Below are 17,027 nucleotides of genomic sequence, written 5' to 3'. Positions count from 1 at the left end.
GATATTATTTGACGTCGGCAAGCCAGAAACCAAATGGCTTATCCCTGTCGCAAACCAGCGTTTCACCGTTAAACTCCAGTTCGGCGGCATGAATCGATGTGCGCTTGGTTGAATAGCTATAAGCGCCATCGGCATCAAGCCCACCATCTTCAAAATGCTTTTTACGGCCCGGATGAGTGAAGTAAATGATATAGGCATGGCCCTCGCTTACTACCACATCCGCATGGGCACCTGTCGGTGTATCCTCCGGCCGGTGACCGGGCTTATCCAGCACCAAACCCTGATGTTCCCAGGTTTTAGCGTCTTTTGAACGATAAACCCTCTGCCCCTGCCACTCGTCGGTTATCATCCAGTAATAATCTTTAAACCAAAAGATCTTTGGCCCCTCGTGCGCGCGGCCTTCAATGGCAGGCTTATCAGATGCTTTCCAGCTAACAAGATCAGTGCTTTCGGCTGTCATGGTGATGCTGCCCAATTTTTGATCCTTGTACCACATATGCCATTTACCATCCGGCAGTTTCATCAATGTTGGATCGATGATGTTATGATCGGGCAAGTTCAGCGGACCTTCATATTTCCAGTCCCACAGGTTTTTACTGGTATAATGTACCAGGTGCGAATCGCCTCCCCACTGGCTGTACACGCCGCGGATATACACTACAAACATGTGGTATACTCCCTTATCAAAAACCACATCGGGTGCCCAAAAGGTGTTTTGACCACGTTCATGCTCAAGGTTTAATGCTCCGCGGTAAACCCAGGTATGCCCATGATCTTTCGACGTAGCAACACCTATGGCAGTACCATAACAAAAAGCTACTCCCGGCGATTGCACATTGGCCCGGCGCTGGGTGTATAACATTGTCCATTCCTTTTCGGCTTTGTTATAAACCAAAACAGGATCGGCGGCACCATCATAAATAGGGTCGCGGTACAGCGGTGACGGTGGTTGGTTTTTAACCGCAGCATCCTGTGCTAAGGCAGTAAAACCAGCCATCATCATTAAACCGCATAATATTCCTTTCATCATCGGAGTACTCATCATTATTCAGCAACAGGGAAAGCCGAAATCCTTAACCTTGCGCCGCCCATAGGTACCAATGTAAGCTCTTTAGCCGGCTCTTCTGTTTTTACAGGACTTTGTGGCAACACACCGCATAAGCCGGTTTCATCTATCTTCCAACCAAGGATTTGCTTTCCTTTAGCTTTTAACTCGATAGGCGCGTTTGTATTGGTGAACGGATTGTTATCCTTCGGCCATGTACGGTGAACAACTTCTATCGATTTTTCAGGATGTTGTTCATCTATCAGTAAACCGTAATTCCACGGTGATGCTGCATAGATATTATAAGATGGCCATTTGTTCGGGTCGGCACCTGGCTGCCAGTGCGAATCGCCCTGTGCATCTTTCAGGTTATCTCCCTTGGTATATTGCTCCTCAATTTTCAATGAATAGGTAAGCGGGCCATAGCTAACGCTTACGCTGTTTTTGTTTTTAGCCCACTCCTGTACTTTCAACTGCATTGGCAATTGAAGGGTCACTTTATCGCCATTTTTCCAGCTTTTAGCCAAACGGATATAATCGCCGGTTGATGTATTTACATCCACAGCAACACCGTTGATTTTTACTGATGCGCCTTTGCACCATTCAGGGATACGCAGGTAAAGCGGAAAATCAACTGCTTTAGGTGTAGTAACTGTAAAATTGATCTGATCCTGGAAAGGATAATGACTTGTTTCGGCAATACTTACCGGAGTGCCATTACCAACTTTAACGTTAACCTTACCTTCTGTATAAAGTAAAGCGGCAATACCATTATCAGGGGTGGCCATCCAGCTATTTTCGGCGTAATACACCCAGCCAGCGGCGTGGTTATGCTGGCAGCAACGGCTGCCGAAAGGGTTCATCATTAAAAACGGACCTTCATTGGCTATACCCGGGTGGTGGTTTTTTCCATCGCTTACTACCATGTTAGGCGCAGTTAAATAACGCAGCGCACGGTAATCGGGCATAAAGGCAGCGGGGAAAGTATTGAAAGCTACATCCTCGCAATTCTCGGCCCAGAAACGATCTCCGGTATTGCCAAGTAACATCTGGTCGGATGTCATCTGCTCTACCAAACCACAGGTTTCTACAGCCTGGCGCGGGTCATCATAACCCTTACGGGCATTTTCATCGGCACCAAACATACCACCCGGAACCTGTCCGTAAATATCCCTTACCAGTTTAAAATTATTATAAGTAGCGTCCAGGTCTTTTTTATCATGGCTTTGCAGATAATAAGTTGCCGGCTCGCGGAAACACTGGGCTACGTTAACATTATGCCAGTTGGGCAGGTTATTGGCCTGACGCCAGTCGGCAGTGTTTTTATCAAGCTTGGTAGCCAGATCAAGCAAAAACTTATCGCCTGTACGGTTATACAACCAGTAAACACTCAGCATGTTATCGCCGCCACGGCTATTTTCCCAGTAGTCTTTTAAAAATTTACTGTCGGGTACCGATAGCTCATACTTAAAGTACTTGGTCATGAAAGGGATAACCCGCGGATCCTTGGTGTATTCGTAATAAGATTGAAGGCACCACAACATTGGCATGTTAGTCCACAAATCGCGGTTCCCATTACGCTCAACCGCCGGACCAAAATCGCCGTTGTCACGCTGGTTGTTCAGTACAGCATCTATCCAGAATTTGGTTTCGGCCATCATCTTTTTATCCTTCAGCATATAGGCTATATCGGCATAGCCTTTAAGCCAGTACGGAAGTTCTTCCCAACCATACTCGCCTTTACCCTCTTTGTTAAGCCATGCGTTGTTGGTTTTTGAAAGCCAAACGCTAATCTCGCCCAGGTTACCGGTTAAGCCATCGCGTTGCAGTTCCAGCATTTTCTTTAACCATCCGCCAGCTTCGATGCTGCCGGTAGGCAATTTGGTAAAATATTGTCTTTGCAGCGGCGCACGGTTATTGATATAAAAAGCGTTTGGGCTTTTATTGTCGACTGTTGTAACCGTTGTTGCTTTCACTCCCTGGGCACCTGCCGTTGCAAAGCCCGCAAATATCATAGCCACGGAAAGACAAACCTCCCTGCGCATTGATTTTATACTGTTTTTAATAGTCATACGTAAAGATATTATTTCACTAACGCCGGATTGTATAGTTTGCTGTTGGCTTTTTGTAACAATTCTACAGGCATTTTGATCACCTTTCTGTCATAGGTCATGAAGCCGTTCACTTCGCCTTCAACGTCTGTTGTTTGCGTATATACCGCGGCCGAAAGACCAACTTTGATCAATTCTTCCAACCTGTCAGTGAAGGTTGAATATTTCTTAAACAAATCATCGCCGTTTTTAAAGTTTTGGTAACCCCAGTTTTTATTGGCTTGCCAGGTATGGCCATCAACAGGCCATCCAAGGCCACCAAATTCACCCAGCACAACGGCTTTTGTTTTACCGAAGATCTCCGGGCGGGGCATAGCAGGGTGCGGATAGTTATGCAGATCGACAATGTTGCCGGTGTCATAAAAGTTACCACCGCTTGCGCTGTTCACTAAGCGCGACGGATCTTTTTTCTCAGTCCACTCTGTGATTTCTACAGTTTTGAACTGGCCCCATGCTTCGTTGAACGGAGTCCAAACTACAATGCATGGATAATTATATAAAGAATTGATGATGGCGTTCCACTCTTTACGATAGTACCCCTCAGACTCAGGCGTGCGCTGCTGATCGGTTGCACGGTCAAGTACTCCCGGGCGGTTTTCCCATTGGTTACCCAAATCGCCGCTTGGCATATCCTGCCAAAGCAGCATCCCCGTTTTATCGCAATAAGCATAGTAGCGGGCTGGTTCAACTTTAATATGCTTGCGGATCATGTTAAAGCCCATTTCCTTTAACTTGTCAATATCAAAAGTCATTGCCTCATAAGTTGGCGGGGTGTACAAGCCATCTGGCCACCAACCCTGATCAAGCGGGCCATATTGAAATACAAACTTGTTGTTCAACAACATGCGCTGGATTCCGTTAGCATCGGGTCCAAGCGAAATTTTACGCATAGCAAAGTAGCTGCCTACCTCGTCAACTGCTTTATTATTACGGATAACGGCAACTTTTAAATCATATAAGAATGGATCGGTGGTTGACCATAAGTGCTGATCTTTGATATCAAGCACAGCAGTTTCACCGGCATCAATTGTTTTTTCGGATACGAGGGTTTTGCCATTCCAGGCGCTGATCTTCAGCTTATCGCCCGGCTGGCTATTGTTAACTTCGGCCGAAACCGAGAGTGTGTGATCATCAATATTAGGAGTTTGTTTAGTGGCTTCAATGTGCGTTTTAGCTACGCCTTCCAGCCAAACAGTTTGCCAGATACCGGTAACAGGAGTGTACCAGATACCTTCGGGGCTTTTTACTTGTTTACCACGCGGCTGCGGGCCATCATTTGTAGGGTCCCAAACGCTTACAGTAATTTCTTGTTTTGAACCACCTTTTAAGTAAGGGGTAATATTAAACGTAAAAGGATCAAAGCCGCCTTCATGAATACCGGCGCTTTTACCGTTTACAAATACTTCGGTGCGCCAGTCAACCGCACCAAAATGTATGAGTACATCTTTACCTTTTAATGTTTTGTTTAAGCTGATGGTGCTTTTATACCACAACATGCTATCCTTGCCAACTGTTTTACCAACACCCGATAGTGCCGACTCAGCCGCAAAAGGCACCAGTATCTTACCTTCATATCTTGCAGGCCCTGTAGTTGCCTTTGGTACTATGGCATAGTTCCATAAGCCATTCAGGTTTTGCCAGTTACCACGTACCATTTGCGGGCGCGGATATTCAGGAAGCGGAGCTTTAGGGTCAACCTTTTCGGCCCAGGGAGTGGTGATCTTGTCTTTAATCAGGTGCCATTCGCCCTGCTGCGCGTTGGCAGATAGATAAGCAGAGACAAAAAGAGACAGGCAAAGCGATAGTTTCTTCATCAGTTAAAAATAGTATGGGGTTATTAATTCTTTTAAATTAAGCAGGAGGGATAAAAAAAGCCCCGCCTTGCGGCGGGGCCGGATTACTAAAGTTTAGTAATTAACCTTTACCACAGGCGAGAAGATCATGTCTTCAACACCTGCTATTCTAAGTCCTACGCGGGCAAAAACATAGTTTTGCGTAGGTGTTATGGTAGGAACATTAACATTGATGCTTACACCGGTTGTGCTTGTTATAGCTGAGCCGGCAACTTCTGTAGCTGCAATGTTATCACTGCCAGATACAAACTGGGTTTTGTTGATATACAATACTACCGAACCTATATTTTTAGCGTTAGCATCGGTGATAACCTTTTGAATATCAAAAACGGCATTAACAATTTTATTTGCTGCAGTTATTTTAGCGTTATTGATAAGGTAATAAGGTGTTACCTCAACATCCATTGTCTGGCTTCCGCTAACAGTAACAGCTACTGTATCTGGTTTGCCGGCGGTTGCGCTCTTCCACATAAAAGGCCCCTGATTTGCAGGGATAGTGAATTTGTAATTACCATTGAACAACAAGGTTGAATAAGTACCATCCTGTTGAAAAGTACCCCTGATAGGTGCATTTTTACCAAAGCCTGGTTGATAAAGCTCAAAAGGCACCTGGTTATATTCAACGTTTATTTCCTGGCCTTTATAAGTAAGGCGACCGCTAAGTTTTGATGAGGGCGCATCATAATTGTCCTTCTTGCAACCCATGGTAGCAAGCAAGAGCCCCAGTATGATATGATGAAATTTTATTTTCATGATGGTTAATTTATTAATACCTTATTGATTTGGTTGTTTTACAATTTTAGGGTTTGCTGATAATATATCATCACCAATTTGTGAATAATAATTACCTAACTGGAATTTATTGGCCCCTGTCACTGCGCTTGGTTTCACTTCCTTAAATATCCATTTACCATTGTTAGGGTTACCCGGATTGTAATACTTATAAGGCCACAAACCAAAAGGCTGGGTGTTGTGCTTGGTAGCACTGCCAATATTGCTAACTAAATCAGCAACCGACATTTGCGCACCATCCCAAACTGTTGCAGCCAGTCTCCAGCGTTTCATATCATACAAGGTATGACCTTCAAAAACAAGTTCAACGCGGCGTTCATGTACTATCCTGTCAAAGGTAAGTGCTGCTAATGGTGTAGTTAAACCTGCACGTGACCTTACCTGGTTTATATAACCAAGGGCTGTACCGGTTTGGCCAAGTTCAAATGCAGCTTCAGCAGCATTCAATAATACTTCGGCATAACGGTAACGGATAAAGTTAACATCACTACCACGACCACGACGGCCAGATCCTACAGTTGGATCAAGATATTTACGGATATAAAAACCTGTTTGTGTACGGAACTCCAAACCGTTAACCGGACCATCCTGACCTACAACCTGCACACGGCCTAAACCAGGTACTTCCTGAGGTAAAGAAGCATCAGTGCTGGTGATGATCGATCCGTCGGCCAATTGATAGCCCGCCATAACATCGGTACGTTTTCCTTTAAATAAACCGCTTGGCAACAACACAGTTCCTGCAAGCCTGGCATCTCTGCCCGAAAAAATATCCAACTGGTTAGAATAATAGATCGGGTTGCCGGCACCGTCTCTGGTTGCCATAGGCGCATAAGTATTATCCAGTTTTTCAAATGCCTCAACAATGTTTAATGAGGGGTCTAACCTACCAGCATCACCACCTTCATCAGAGTTTGAATATGGCTGATCATTGGTTGTAAAACCATGGGTTTTGCCTGCATTGGCTTTGAAGTCTTCTACAAATATAGCTTCCTGGTTTACACTGCTTTTATCAAGGAAGATGGCAGCGAAGTTATCGCTCAGGTCCGGAAGTACTCTGTATAGCTGATAGCTACCTGCCGAACCATTTATTATCTCCTGAGAAGCAGTTAATGCCTTGGTGTAATAGGCATTGGCTTGGGTTGAAGGAATACCAACTTCGTTTCCGGCCAGTGCAACCTGAGGTGTAGATGCGCCGTACTTAGCTATAGAACCTGCATACAATGCAGCTCTTGATTCCATTGCTAAAGCAGCGGCTTTAGTAGCCCTTGATTTTTGATTAACATCGGCAGGCAATATTGATTTGATGGCTTCGGCCTCGCTGATAATAAAATCATAAACTTCTGATTCTTTAGCACGAGGCTTTTGAAGTGCGGTAACATTGCCTGAATAGTCATAAGCCAATGGATCGGTAATTAACGGCACACCGCCCATACGCTTAACCATTTCAAAATAATAGTTAGCACGTAAAAAACGGGCCTCTGCAATAAACCGGGCTTTATCGCCATCCGAAAGTTTGGTTGCTGCTGTAGCACGCTGAATGAAAAGGTTCAGGTCGCGGATATAACCGTAATCCCATATTGCCCATTCATTATAGCCCCAGCCTGTACGCTGTACAAGGAAGCTGCTTCCATTTTCTGAAGGGAAAGCCTCACTAAAATCAGCAAATGTACGCCATCCGGGTTCCCTGTCATTATTGGGCGACAAAGGATATTCTCTTGAAGGGTAACCATCTAAACTTGAGAAATCGCGTTGCCTGTCATAAAGGTCACCAAGAATAGAAAGCACGAGGGCAGGATCTGAAAATGCCAGATCTGTTGGCAATACCTGCTTAGGCGGCACATCTAAAAATGAACTATCTTTTCTGCACGATCCCGCTACTACCGAGATTGCCAGCATTGTTATTATTGAAATCTTTTTCATTTAATTTTAAACTTTAGGAATTAATTAAAAGGTTAAATTAACACCGAAGTTGAGTACCTTACTCTGCGGGAACTGTAAACCGTTATCATCGGTAGTTTCCGGATCAACGCCATACTGTTTCAGGTTATCGAATGAAAACATGTTGTACGCGTTAACATAAAATCTCGCTCTCCTTATCTTTACTTTCTTAAGCATTTCGGTTGGTAATGAATAGCCCAGTTCTAAAGTTCTGGCCCTTAAATACCTTACACTATGTAACCAGAATGTTGAGTTACGCTGGCCGTTAAGCTCATAATCGCTATGACCGAAACCAGGGTTAACCCTGTTTGCGGGATATTTACCAGGAACCCATTGACTGTTTACATCAAACATATCCTGACGGTGCCACCTGTCTTCAAATATGGCATTTAAGTTACCATTGTTCTGGAATGCCCAACGGGTTTCATAATTCTGGAACCAGGTATAACCTGCACCGCCCGAGAAATCGGCATGGAAATCAAAGCCTTTATAATTAGCTCCTATGGTAAAGCCAAAGTTAATGTTAGGCTGTGTGCCATAACCAAAACCTATCGGACGCTCATCATACTGGTCAATTTTACCGTCACCGTTCTGATCTTTATACATCAGGTCGCCCGGTAATAAGGTACGGTTACCTTTGCCATCATTGTTGATGGTGTAATTATTAATTTGTTCCTGAGATGTAAACTGGCCAACAACCTGGTAACCCCAGTCAATATGCGAAAACCTGTTTTCGGTTGAGTTACGATACTGGTCCCATGAGTTGAAGAATAACGGGTTGTAACTTTGCAGGTTTTTTTGACGTGTGTAACCGAAGTTGCCGCCTACATTATAGCCAACTTTACCAATTTTGCCGTTATAATTAAGCGATACCTCAAAACCACGTTGTGAATCGCTGCTTGCATTTTCCTGTGGTAATGAGTAACCAATTTCTATTGGCACAACAACATCATTCTTTGTACCTAATAAACCGGTACGCTTACGGTAAAAGTAATCTACCGTACCATTCAGTTTACTGTTAAATAAGCTGAAATCTGCAGCTATATCGGTAATCTTACTTTTTAACCATGAAATACGGTTTACTGCAACACCTTTATCCCTTGATGTAATAACTGCGTTACCATCAAAAATATATGTGCCCTGGTTATAATTATAACCGGTTAGGTAAGCATAAGGGGTAACAATAGGGTTAGCTGTATTTGAAGGGTCGCGGTCATCACCCAATACACCGTATGATCCGCGGAACTTTAAATCACTAAGAATTGAATTTTCGCCAAGCAGTTTCTTCATGAAACTTTCCTGGGTGATACGCCAACCGGCAGATACACCTGGGAAATAGCCTACACGCCTGTCGGGAGCAAACAGGTATGACGCATCACGCCTTGCCGAAGCCTCTAAATAATACCTGTTATCGTAATTGTAGTTTACACGTCCAATATAACCGATACGGGTTTCTGTATTATCACTGTCCTGGTACTGATCGGCTGTTGGAAAATAGATCAGCGGCAGGTTGTTTGAAATTGGCGAAGCATGTATCCAGTTACGCAGGTGCCTTAACTCAATACGTTCAGATACAAATGTTGCACCTACAGTATGTCTGCCAAATGTATTATTGTAATTGATTTGCCATTGGTAAGTTTTGGCAAACTCTTTACGTTGTTCACGCTCGCGCCAAGGGTTGGTACTACCGCCTGTAACCTCATAAGTATTAGTTTCAGGCCTATAGGTATAAGCGTTATAAGTATACTCCTGGTTGTTAAGCAAATAATCGGCAATATAATATGAATATAAGCCTTTTAAGTTTAAACCTTTAACACCTGGAATCTGGTACTCTAAACCAAAATTGCTTTGCAATACACGCCAGTCGCTGTGATAAAGGCCCGAAAGCTTTTTGTTAAGGAAGGCATAATTTGATTCAGTATTGTTGATTTTGTTCAGATAATCAGGGTTATCATTAGCATAAGGACGCTCAAGCGGAGTGTTCCTTAATACAGCAAAACGGGCAAGAAAATAATCATCACCACCCGGTACACCCGGATTTTCGCGGGTTTCGATACGACCGTTAATGTCCATGCTTACTTTAAGACCGTTGGCAACCTTAACAGAAACGTTTGACTGGATATTTGAACGGTTAAACTTATACTCTTTACCTAACTGTGAATTCTGAAACAGGTTAGTTGCTGATACATAATAAGTAACCTTGTCGTTACCGCCGGTAAAGTTAGCGTTAACCGAGTTTTGAGGAGCATTATTATTGCTTTTCAAAACATAATCGCGCCAGTTAAAGCTGCGATAAGCCGGGTCTGTCCCTGCTTTGTATTTATCAAGTTCGGCCTGGGTAATGCTGGTTGAGCCATTGGTGTTAACCTCGGCATCAGCTCTGTAACGCATGTAATCGTACGAGGTTGTAAGTACATTAGGAAACCTGTACCAGTTTTGGTAGCCGGTGTAAGCATCAATATTGATACGTGCATCGCCATTACCTTTTTTGGTAGTTACCACCACAACACCGTTAGCAGCACGTACACCGTAAATAGCGGCCGATGCATCTTTCAGTACAGAGATACTTTCAACGTCGTTAGGAGCAAGGTTGTTGAACTGGCCTTCATCCTGTTGGATACCGTCAATTACATACAAAGGTGTACCCATGTTACGGATCTGGATACTGGCGCTTGCACCTGGCCTGCCTTCAGACATCCTGAACGTTACGCCTGGAATTTTACCAGCCAAACCTGTACTTACTGTTGAACCGGCATGTACACGGTCAAGATCTTTACTGGTAACGGTTGAGATAGCACCGGTGATAGACGCTTTTTTCTGAGTACCGTAACCCGTAACAACAACTTCCTGCAATGCAGAATTTGTTGCACGTAAACGCACTTTCACAGTCGTTTGCCCGTTTAAGGGTAATTCTACCGAATTAAAGCCGATGTACGTAAAAACCAAAGTGCTGTTTGCACCCGGTACGTTAATGCTGAAATTACCTTGTGCATCAGTTGTGGTGCCACCTTGCGTGCCTTGTACGCGTACGGCAACGCCCGTAAGTACCTGCCCGGTGGTGTCAACCACGTTACCTGTTACCTTAATTTTATTTTGTGCAGATGCACTAAATGAAAAAAGGAAACCGGTCATGATGAAAAAAGCGATTAGCATTACTTTAGGGCCCCACTTACTGGGCGGCCACTGTACATGAGGATTTCCCCCATGCCTGAGTAGTAAAAATTTTCTCATAAATGATCTATTAATTGGTTAAGTTTTGATTTTAAAAATGTACAATTGACATATCTAAAATCAATGCTTCAAAGAAAAGGGATTTTAGCCCCGGCGATTAACCAAATCATATCAATACTTAGTCAAAAAGTATCAATTTTAGGGAAGATGAAAACGCTGCAACAGATTGGTTATATTTGCTTTAAGCTAATTATTTTGAAACCACTATACATTTTTTTACTACTTTTTACAGTATCATGCGGCATTTGTAATGCCCAAACTTACTATTTCAGGCATTACCAGGTTGAACATGGTTTATCGCACAATACTGTTTATTGCAGCCTTCAGGATAAGCGCGGCTTTTTGTGGTTTGGCACCAAAGATGGCCTAAACCGCTTTGACGGTTATACCTTTAAAACATTCAGGCACAACCCGGCCGATAAGAATACGATATCTAATAATATGGTGCATACCCTGTCCCTTGATAAACAAGGCACCCTTTGGATAGGTACTGATGAAGGGCTTGATAAGTATGACTCACTCTCCGAAACATTTACACATATTAATAACGCCAACATCAACGGCGTGCGCAGTATTACCTTTGATGAACATAATAATTGCTGGTTTATAGCTGGAGCTTCATTAATAAGATACAATCCCCAAACCGGCGAGAAAACTGATTTTTGGCCATGGCAACATTTTGAGGCAACATCTGTAGTGATCTTCAACGGCACTATCTGGGTGTCTGCTTCATCGGGCGTTATGGAGAAAATGGATGAGGCAAACCGCACCTTTACCGGCTATAACTTGTTTAAACCAACAGATAAGGTTACTTCAAAGTATATTGAAAAGATCTATTACGCCGGCAACAACAAAATATTTGTAGCCACCAATGGTCATGGGTTTAAAGAGTTTGATGCCCAAACAGGCAGCTATAGAGACCTGCTTAACTACAACCCGGATAGAACGGCTATTTATGTACGGGATTTTTTAAAATACAGCGATACCGAATATTGGATAGCAACAGAATCAGGCGTGTTCATTTATGATTCAGCAAAGGGAACGTTCCTGAACCTCAGAAAACATTTTAACGATCCTTATTCGATATCAGATAACGCTGTTTATTGTCTTTTTAAAGATTCGGAAGGTGGTGTTTGGGTTGGCACCTACTTTGGCGGCCTTAATTATTACCCTAAACAATATTCAACCTTTGATAAGTATTATCCCGAGCCCGAGCCAAATTCGCTTAAAGGAAATGTAGTACGTGAAATTAATAAAGACATGTATGGCAACCTGTGGATGGGTACTGAAGATAACGGCCTTAACAAACTATCGCCAGATAAAAGTACCTGGACCCACTACTATCCCGGCGGAAGCGCCAGCATTTCCAATACTAATATCCATGGGATATTGCCTATAGGCAATGAACTTTTTGTGGGTACTTTTGAACGGGGCCTTGACGTAATGAACATTAAAACCGGCAAAGTTGAACGTGTTTACCTGGCCGGTAATCAAAATAATGATCTTAAAAGCAACTTTATAATTTGCTTTTGTAAAACCCGCAGCGGGCTCATTTTTATTGGCACTACCCGCGGCATGTACAGGTATAATTTAGCAACAAAGGATTTTACCCTGATAGATAAACTGCCTCCTTATGATTTTGTGTACTCCATGACCGAAGATCATAACGGCAAAATATGGGTTGGAACTGTGCGCGACGGCATTTATTGTTATAACCCTACTAATAATACAATCACTAAACTAAACTACCGTTATCCGGTTAAAAACGTACTTAACACCACCACTGTTAACGGTGTTTTTGAGGATAGCAGCAACAAGTTATGGTTTGCCACCGAAGGGTTGGGCCTATGGAAATATGACCCGGAAACTGATGGTTATACGTTTTATGACAGCAACAAAGGTTTTCCGAGCAATTACATTTTCAGAGTAGAGGAAGACAATCATAAAAATTTATGGATCAGTACTACCCGTGGCCTGGTTTGCTTTAATCCCGCTACAGAAACCGTTAAAACTTATACCAAAGCAAATGGACTTCTCAGTGATCAGTTTAACTACAACTCATCTTTTAAAGATGCCGATGGTACCATGTATTTTGGGTGTGTACGTGGCATGGTTAGTTTTAATCCTGCCAATTTTAAGATAAATCACTTTATAGCTCCGGTTTATATAACCGGGTTCCAGGTCCACAACAAGGAAATTTCTGTAAATGGAGCCGATTCGCTACTAAGTCAATCCATTATCAGCACAAAAAAAATCGACCTTGATCATAATCAGTCGTCATTTAGTATCGATTTCGCAGCGTTGAGTTTTCCATCGCCCGAAATGACCCAATATAAGTATATGATGAAGGGGCTTGATAAAGGCTGGACCGAACTTAAACGTAACCGTAAGGTTTATTTTACCCAATTGCAGCCCGGTCATTACACTTTTGTGGTAAAAGCCGCAGGCAATAATGGTATCTGGACCCAAAAGGAAACAAGTCTTGAAATTGACATTGCCCCTCCTTTTTGGGAAAGCGTTTGGGCATACATAGCTTACAGCATGTTATTTTTACTAACAGGCTATTATTTACTCAGAAGCTACCATCGCAAAACCCGCGAAAAAAATAAACGAATTATCGAAATCCTTGAAAACGATAAGGAAAAACAAATTTACAATGCCAAAATTGAGTTTTTTACCAATGTAGCCCATGAGATCCGGACACCATTAACCCTTATTAAGGGCCCCATGGAAAAGGTGATCAGGAAAGCTGAACATGTTCCGGAAATTCAAAATAATCTGAAGATCATGGAAAAGAATACCAACCGGCTGCTTGACCTTACCAACCAGCTGCTTGATTTCCGGAAAACCGAAACCAATGGTTTTAGCTTAAGCTTTGTTAAAACAGATATCAATGATCTGCTTGCTGATACTTTTTTACGTTTTAAACCCATGGCCGAGCAAAAAAACCTCAGCTACACCTTTATACACCCGGTTAAAACCGTTTATGCCTATGTAGATATTGAAGCATTTACCAAAATTGTAAGTAACCTTATCAATAATGCCATTAAATATAGTACCACTGTTGTTGAGATTGAAATGCTTGACCATCCCGACAACGACCCTACCTTTACTATCGAAATAAGGAATAACGGGCACCTGATCCCGTTTGAAATGCGCGAAAGGATCTTTGAACCGTTCTTCAGAATGAAAGAATCGGAAAAACAAATCGGCACCGGCATAGGTTTATCTTTATCTCGTTCACTGGCCGAATTGCACAAAGGTTTGTTAGTGTTGAATAAATCTATTAACGATTTTAATATATTTAACCTTACTTTGCCTGTTCACCAGGAAAAAGAATTCGACCTGCATATTACCCCCGATGAATATGAACAGGCAGACCTAAGTAACAGAGAGGAGAATATTGACTTTATGAAACCAGTTATACTTTTAGTGGATGATAACCCGGAAATACTTGATTTTATTTCGGATGATCTGAGCGACAAATATTCGGTTATTAAAGCCCTTAACGGACAGGAAGCGCTGGATATGATAGGGATAGAAAACATCCAGCTAATTATAAGCGATGTAATGATGCCCGGAATAGATGGGTTTGAGCTGTGCAAAACCATTAAAACTAATTTTGATTACAGCCATATCCCAATCATATTACTCACCGCTAAAAACACCCTGCAAAGCAAAATTGAAGGCCTTGAGGTTGGTGCCGATGCCTATATCGAAAAACCTTTTTCGCCCGAGCATTTGCAGGTACAGATAGCTAACCTGCTCATTAACCGCAACAAAATAAAAGATCATTTTGCAAGTTCGCCGCTTGCGCACATCAAGTCGATGGCATATTCAAAACCTGACGAAAGCTTTTTGGATAAGCTGAACGGCGTGATCTATAAAAATATTCAGAATGCCGAGCTTGATGTAGAGCAGATAGCAAACCTTATGAACATGAGTAAACCAACGCTGTATCGTAAGGTCAAAGCCATATCAAACCTTACTATTAACGAACTTATCAATATCACCCGCTTAAAAGCCGCTGCCCAGTTATTGGAAGAGGGCGATTATAAAATTTATGAGGTAGCTAATATGGTGGGTTACAGCTCACAATCGCACCTGGGCCGTAACTTCCTGAAACAGTTTGGTACTACGCCTACGGAGTATCAGCAGGCTAAGCGGAGTAAGGTGAAGCAGGTTTAAAACGCAGGTTCAAGCGTCTGCCCTATAGCGTGAAAAGATTTTAAACTCCCCTCTCGAGAGGGGGCGCGAAGGAAAGAGCGGTAGCAGGGGTGTGTTTATGCAATTGGTGTATAAAAGCGGAAACACACCCCTCCACCCCTCTTAAGCTACTGTGTGTACAAATCTTATAAAAAAATGTCATTTCGATAGAGCATGGGCGGGCTGAGAGGTGGAGCGAAAGAGAAATCTTATACATCGGACTCTACAATTATACCTGTAAAAGCAGAGCGTAGAAGATTTCTCCTCACCTCCGATGCGCAAACCCCTACCCTTGGTTCGTCGAAATGACATTTTTTTATTAATGCTAAAATTAAAAAGATGTGTACACATAGTAGCCTCTTAAGAGGGGAATCGCACAATCCCCCACACTTTTTTATCCGGTGCAGGTTCAATATCTATATATGGTCATTCCTTTATTTCCTCGTATGCAATTTAGTAAGCGCAAATTGCCCTATGCTGTCGCCTTCATCAACGCCATTGGTAATTGACGGCATATAATGAATCCCGCCATAAAACCTGCTGATAGCGGCTTCTTCGGCCGCAGCTTTAAAAGATTTAAACTTACGGGCCGGAATGGAAAATTCCATTTCTGTTGAGTCTATAAACTGAAATTCATCGCCAAACAATTTACTTAACACCACTGCTGATGCTGTAGAGACAACGCTATGCCCACTGGTATATTCAGGAAACGGCGGCGTTTGCAGCAGTGGCATCCAGCTTTGATCAATATACTGGTTGATGTAGGTTTCGGGCCTGATCACCTTGCTCCGGTATTTTTCGTCCCAGCAATTTATAAAGCTATCTGCAATAACAACTGCTAAACTGGCATAAGCTTCAGAGCTTCTTATATAATCGGCCTTGGCTTTACGACAAACCAGTGCGGCAATATTGATCCAATGCCCGCCGGGAGAAATCTTTTTAGTGGCAAACATGGTATGCCCATTGATATTTACCTTAAAGGGGTTATCGTCCCAAAAGGTAGCGATATCGGCCTCGTCATCGGTAAGATGTTTGCCGGTATCATATACCTCCATGGCCAGTTTATAAAAATTACTACCCGGAATATTACTGAAAGTAAACGGATGGGTAGGCTTAAACTGCTGTGCCGAATCAAGTAAAAACGGACGGATCTCATTCCAATGAGGTTCGATCCCCTTCATGTAGGCCGGTGGAGTTGGTTTCCAGCTGGCATCGTCAGTTTGCACATCATATTTTGATAATGAACGGGTATGCTTGTAGTTATCTTTAGCTGCCCATTTGATGATCCTGTCGGCAATTAGCTTGCCGTACGTTATCGAATTATTGTAAACACTATCGGGCATGCCGGTTTCTTTAAACTCCTCCATCAGCTTGTCATGAAAACCTTCAATCCTGCCCTCACTCATGATCAATATTTTGCCAACAGTTAAAATAGCATGGGACGCTGACAGCGTAAAGCAGTATTTTTTACCGGCAATAGGTTTGGGTACCGAATCAAGCCCTTTCAGTTGGCCTTCAAGCGACAGGTAATGCTTGTCGCCATTACGCGAAGCCTCATAGGCAGCTACGCTGATATAAGCATAAATGCGGCTGGCAACCGGCGGCGAATAAATATCATGTCGCACCACATCGGTAACATCTTTTATTGATCTATGGATAAAATCAGGATTTTCGGCCGGTTTTTCCCAGCTTTTTTTACCGCATGAGGAGCAGCTTATAATAACGATAAGGGCAAAGTATAATCTCTTCATTATGATGAACAGAAAGGGCTTGGTCAGTTTAATTGGTTTCTCCCTCAACTAAGGGTTCAGATCAAAGCTAACAGTTAATAAATATTAAAATATGAGC

General features: G+C 42.8%; 8 protein-coding genes. 1 reads left to right on the top strand and 7 read right to left on the bottom strand.

The annotated features are described in order from the left end of the window. Positions 1-4 precede the first annotated feature (4 nt). From MTO98_RS05065 to MTO98_RS05040, 6 genes are all read right to left on the bottom strand, one after another. A complete protein-coding gene (locus MTO98_RS05065; protein WP_243485530.1) occupies positions 5-1,030 on the bottom strand; it encodes a family 43 glycosylhydrolase in 1,026 nt (341 codons plus the stop codon). Between the two features lie 14 nt (positions 1,031-1,044). Beyond that, positions 1,045-3,117, bottom strand: coding sequence for a beta-L-arabinofuranosidase domain-containing protein (locus tag MTO98_RS05060; protein WP_243485529.1), 2,073 nt, complete (start codon positions 3,115-3,117; stop codon positions 1,045-1,047). A gap of 11 nt (positions 3,118-3,128) precedes the next feature. Continuing rightward, positions 3,129-4,970 carry a glycoside hydrolase family 2 protein gene (locus MTO98_RS05055; protein WP_243485528.1) on the bottom strand — a complete coding sequence of 614 codons (1,842 nt, stop codon included), beginning with the start codon at positions 4,968-4,970 and terminating at the stop codon, positions 3,129-3,131. A 93-nt stretch (positions 4,971-5,063) separates the two neighbouring features. Then, the gene (locus tag MTO98_RS05050; protein WP_243485527.1) at positions 5,064-5,762 is read right to left on the bottom strand and encodes a DUF3823 domain-containing protein; all 699 of its coding nucleotides are present in this window, start codon (positions 5,760-5,762) and stop codon (positions 5,064-5,066) included. A 21-nt stretch (positions 5,763-5,783) separates the two neighbouring features. Then, positions 5,784-7,724, bottom strand: coding sequence for a RagB/SusD family nutrient uptake outer membrane protein (locus MTO98_RS05045; RefSeq protein ID WP_243485526.1), 1,941 nt, complete (start codon positions 7,722-7,724; stop codon positions 5,784-5,786). Between the two features lie 24 nt (positions 7,725-7,748). Continuing rightward, positions 7,749-10,973, bottom strand: coding sequence for a TonB-dependent receptor (locus MTO98_RS05040; RefSeq protein ID WP_243485525.1), 3,225 nt, complete (start codon positions 10,971-10,973; stop codon positions 7,749-7,751). A gap of 147 nt (positions 10,974-11,120) precedes the next feature. Between MTO98_RS05040 and MTO98_RS05035 the strand changes: the two genes are divergently transcribed. Next, positions 11,121-15,161, top strand: a complete 4,041-nt coding sequence (locus MTO98_RS05035) for a two-component regulator propeller domain-containing protein (RefSeq protein WP_243485524.1) — start codon at positions 11,121-11,123, stop codon at positions 15,159-15,161. 452 nt (positions 15,162-15,613) lie between these two features. Here MTO98_RS05035 and MTO98_RS05030 read toward each other — a convergent pair whose 3' ends face one another. After that, positions 15,614-16,930, bottom strand: a complete 1,317-nt coding sequence (locus MTO98_RS05030; RefSeq protein ID WP_243485523.1) for a vanadium-dependent haloperoxidase — start codon at positions 16,928-16,930, stop codon at positions 15,614-15,616. Positions 16,931-17,027: the final 97 nt, after the last annotated feature.

Origin of the sequence: Mucilaginibacter sp. SMC90 (genome assembly GCF_022811725.1) — a bacterium.
GTDB lineage: Bacteria > Bacteroidota > Bacteroidia > Sphingobacteriales > Sphingobacteriaceae > Mucilaginibacter.
The sequence above is the reverse complement of the archived record's forward strand: the minus strand, read 5'-3'. Positions and strand labels throughout refer to the sequence as shown.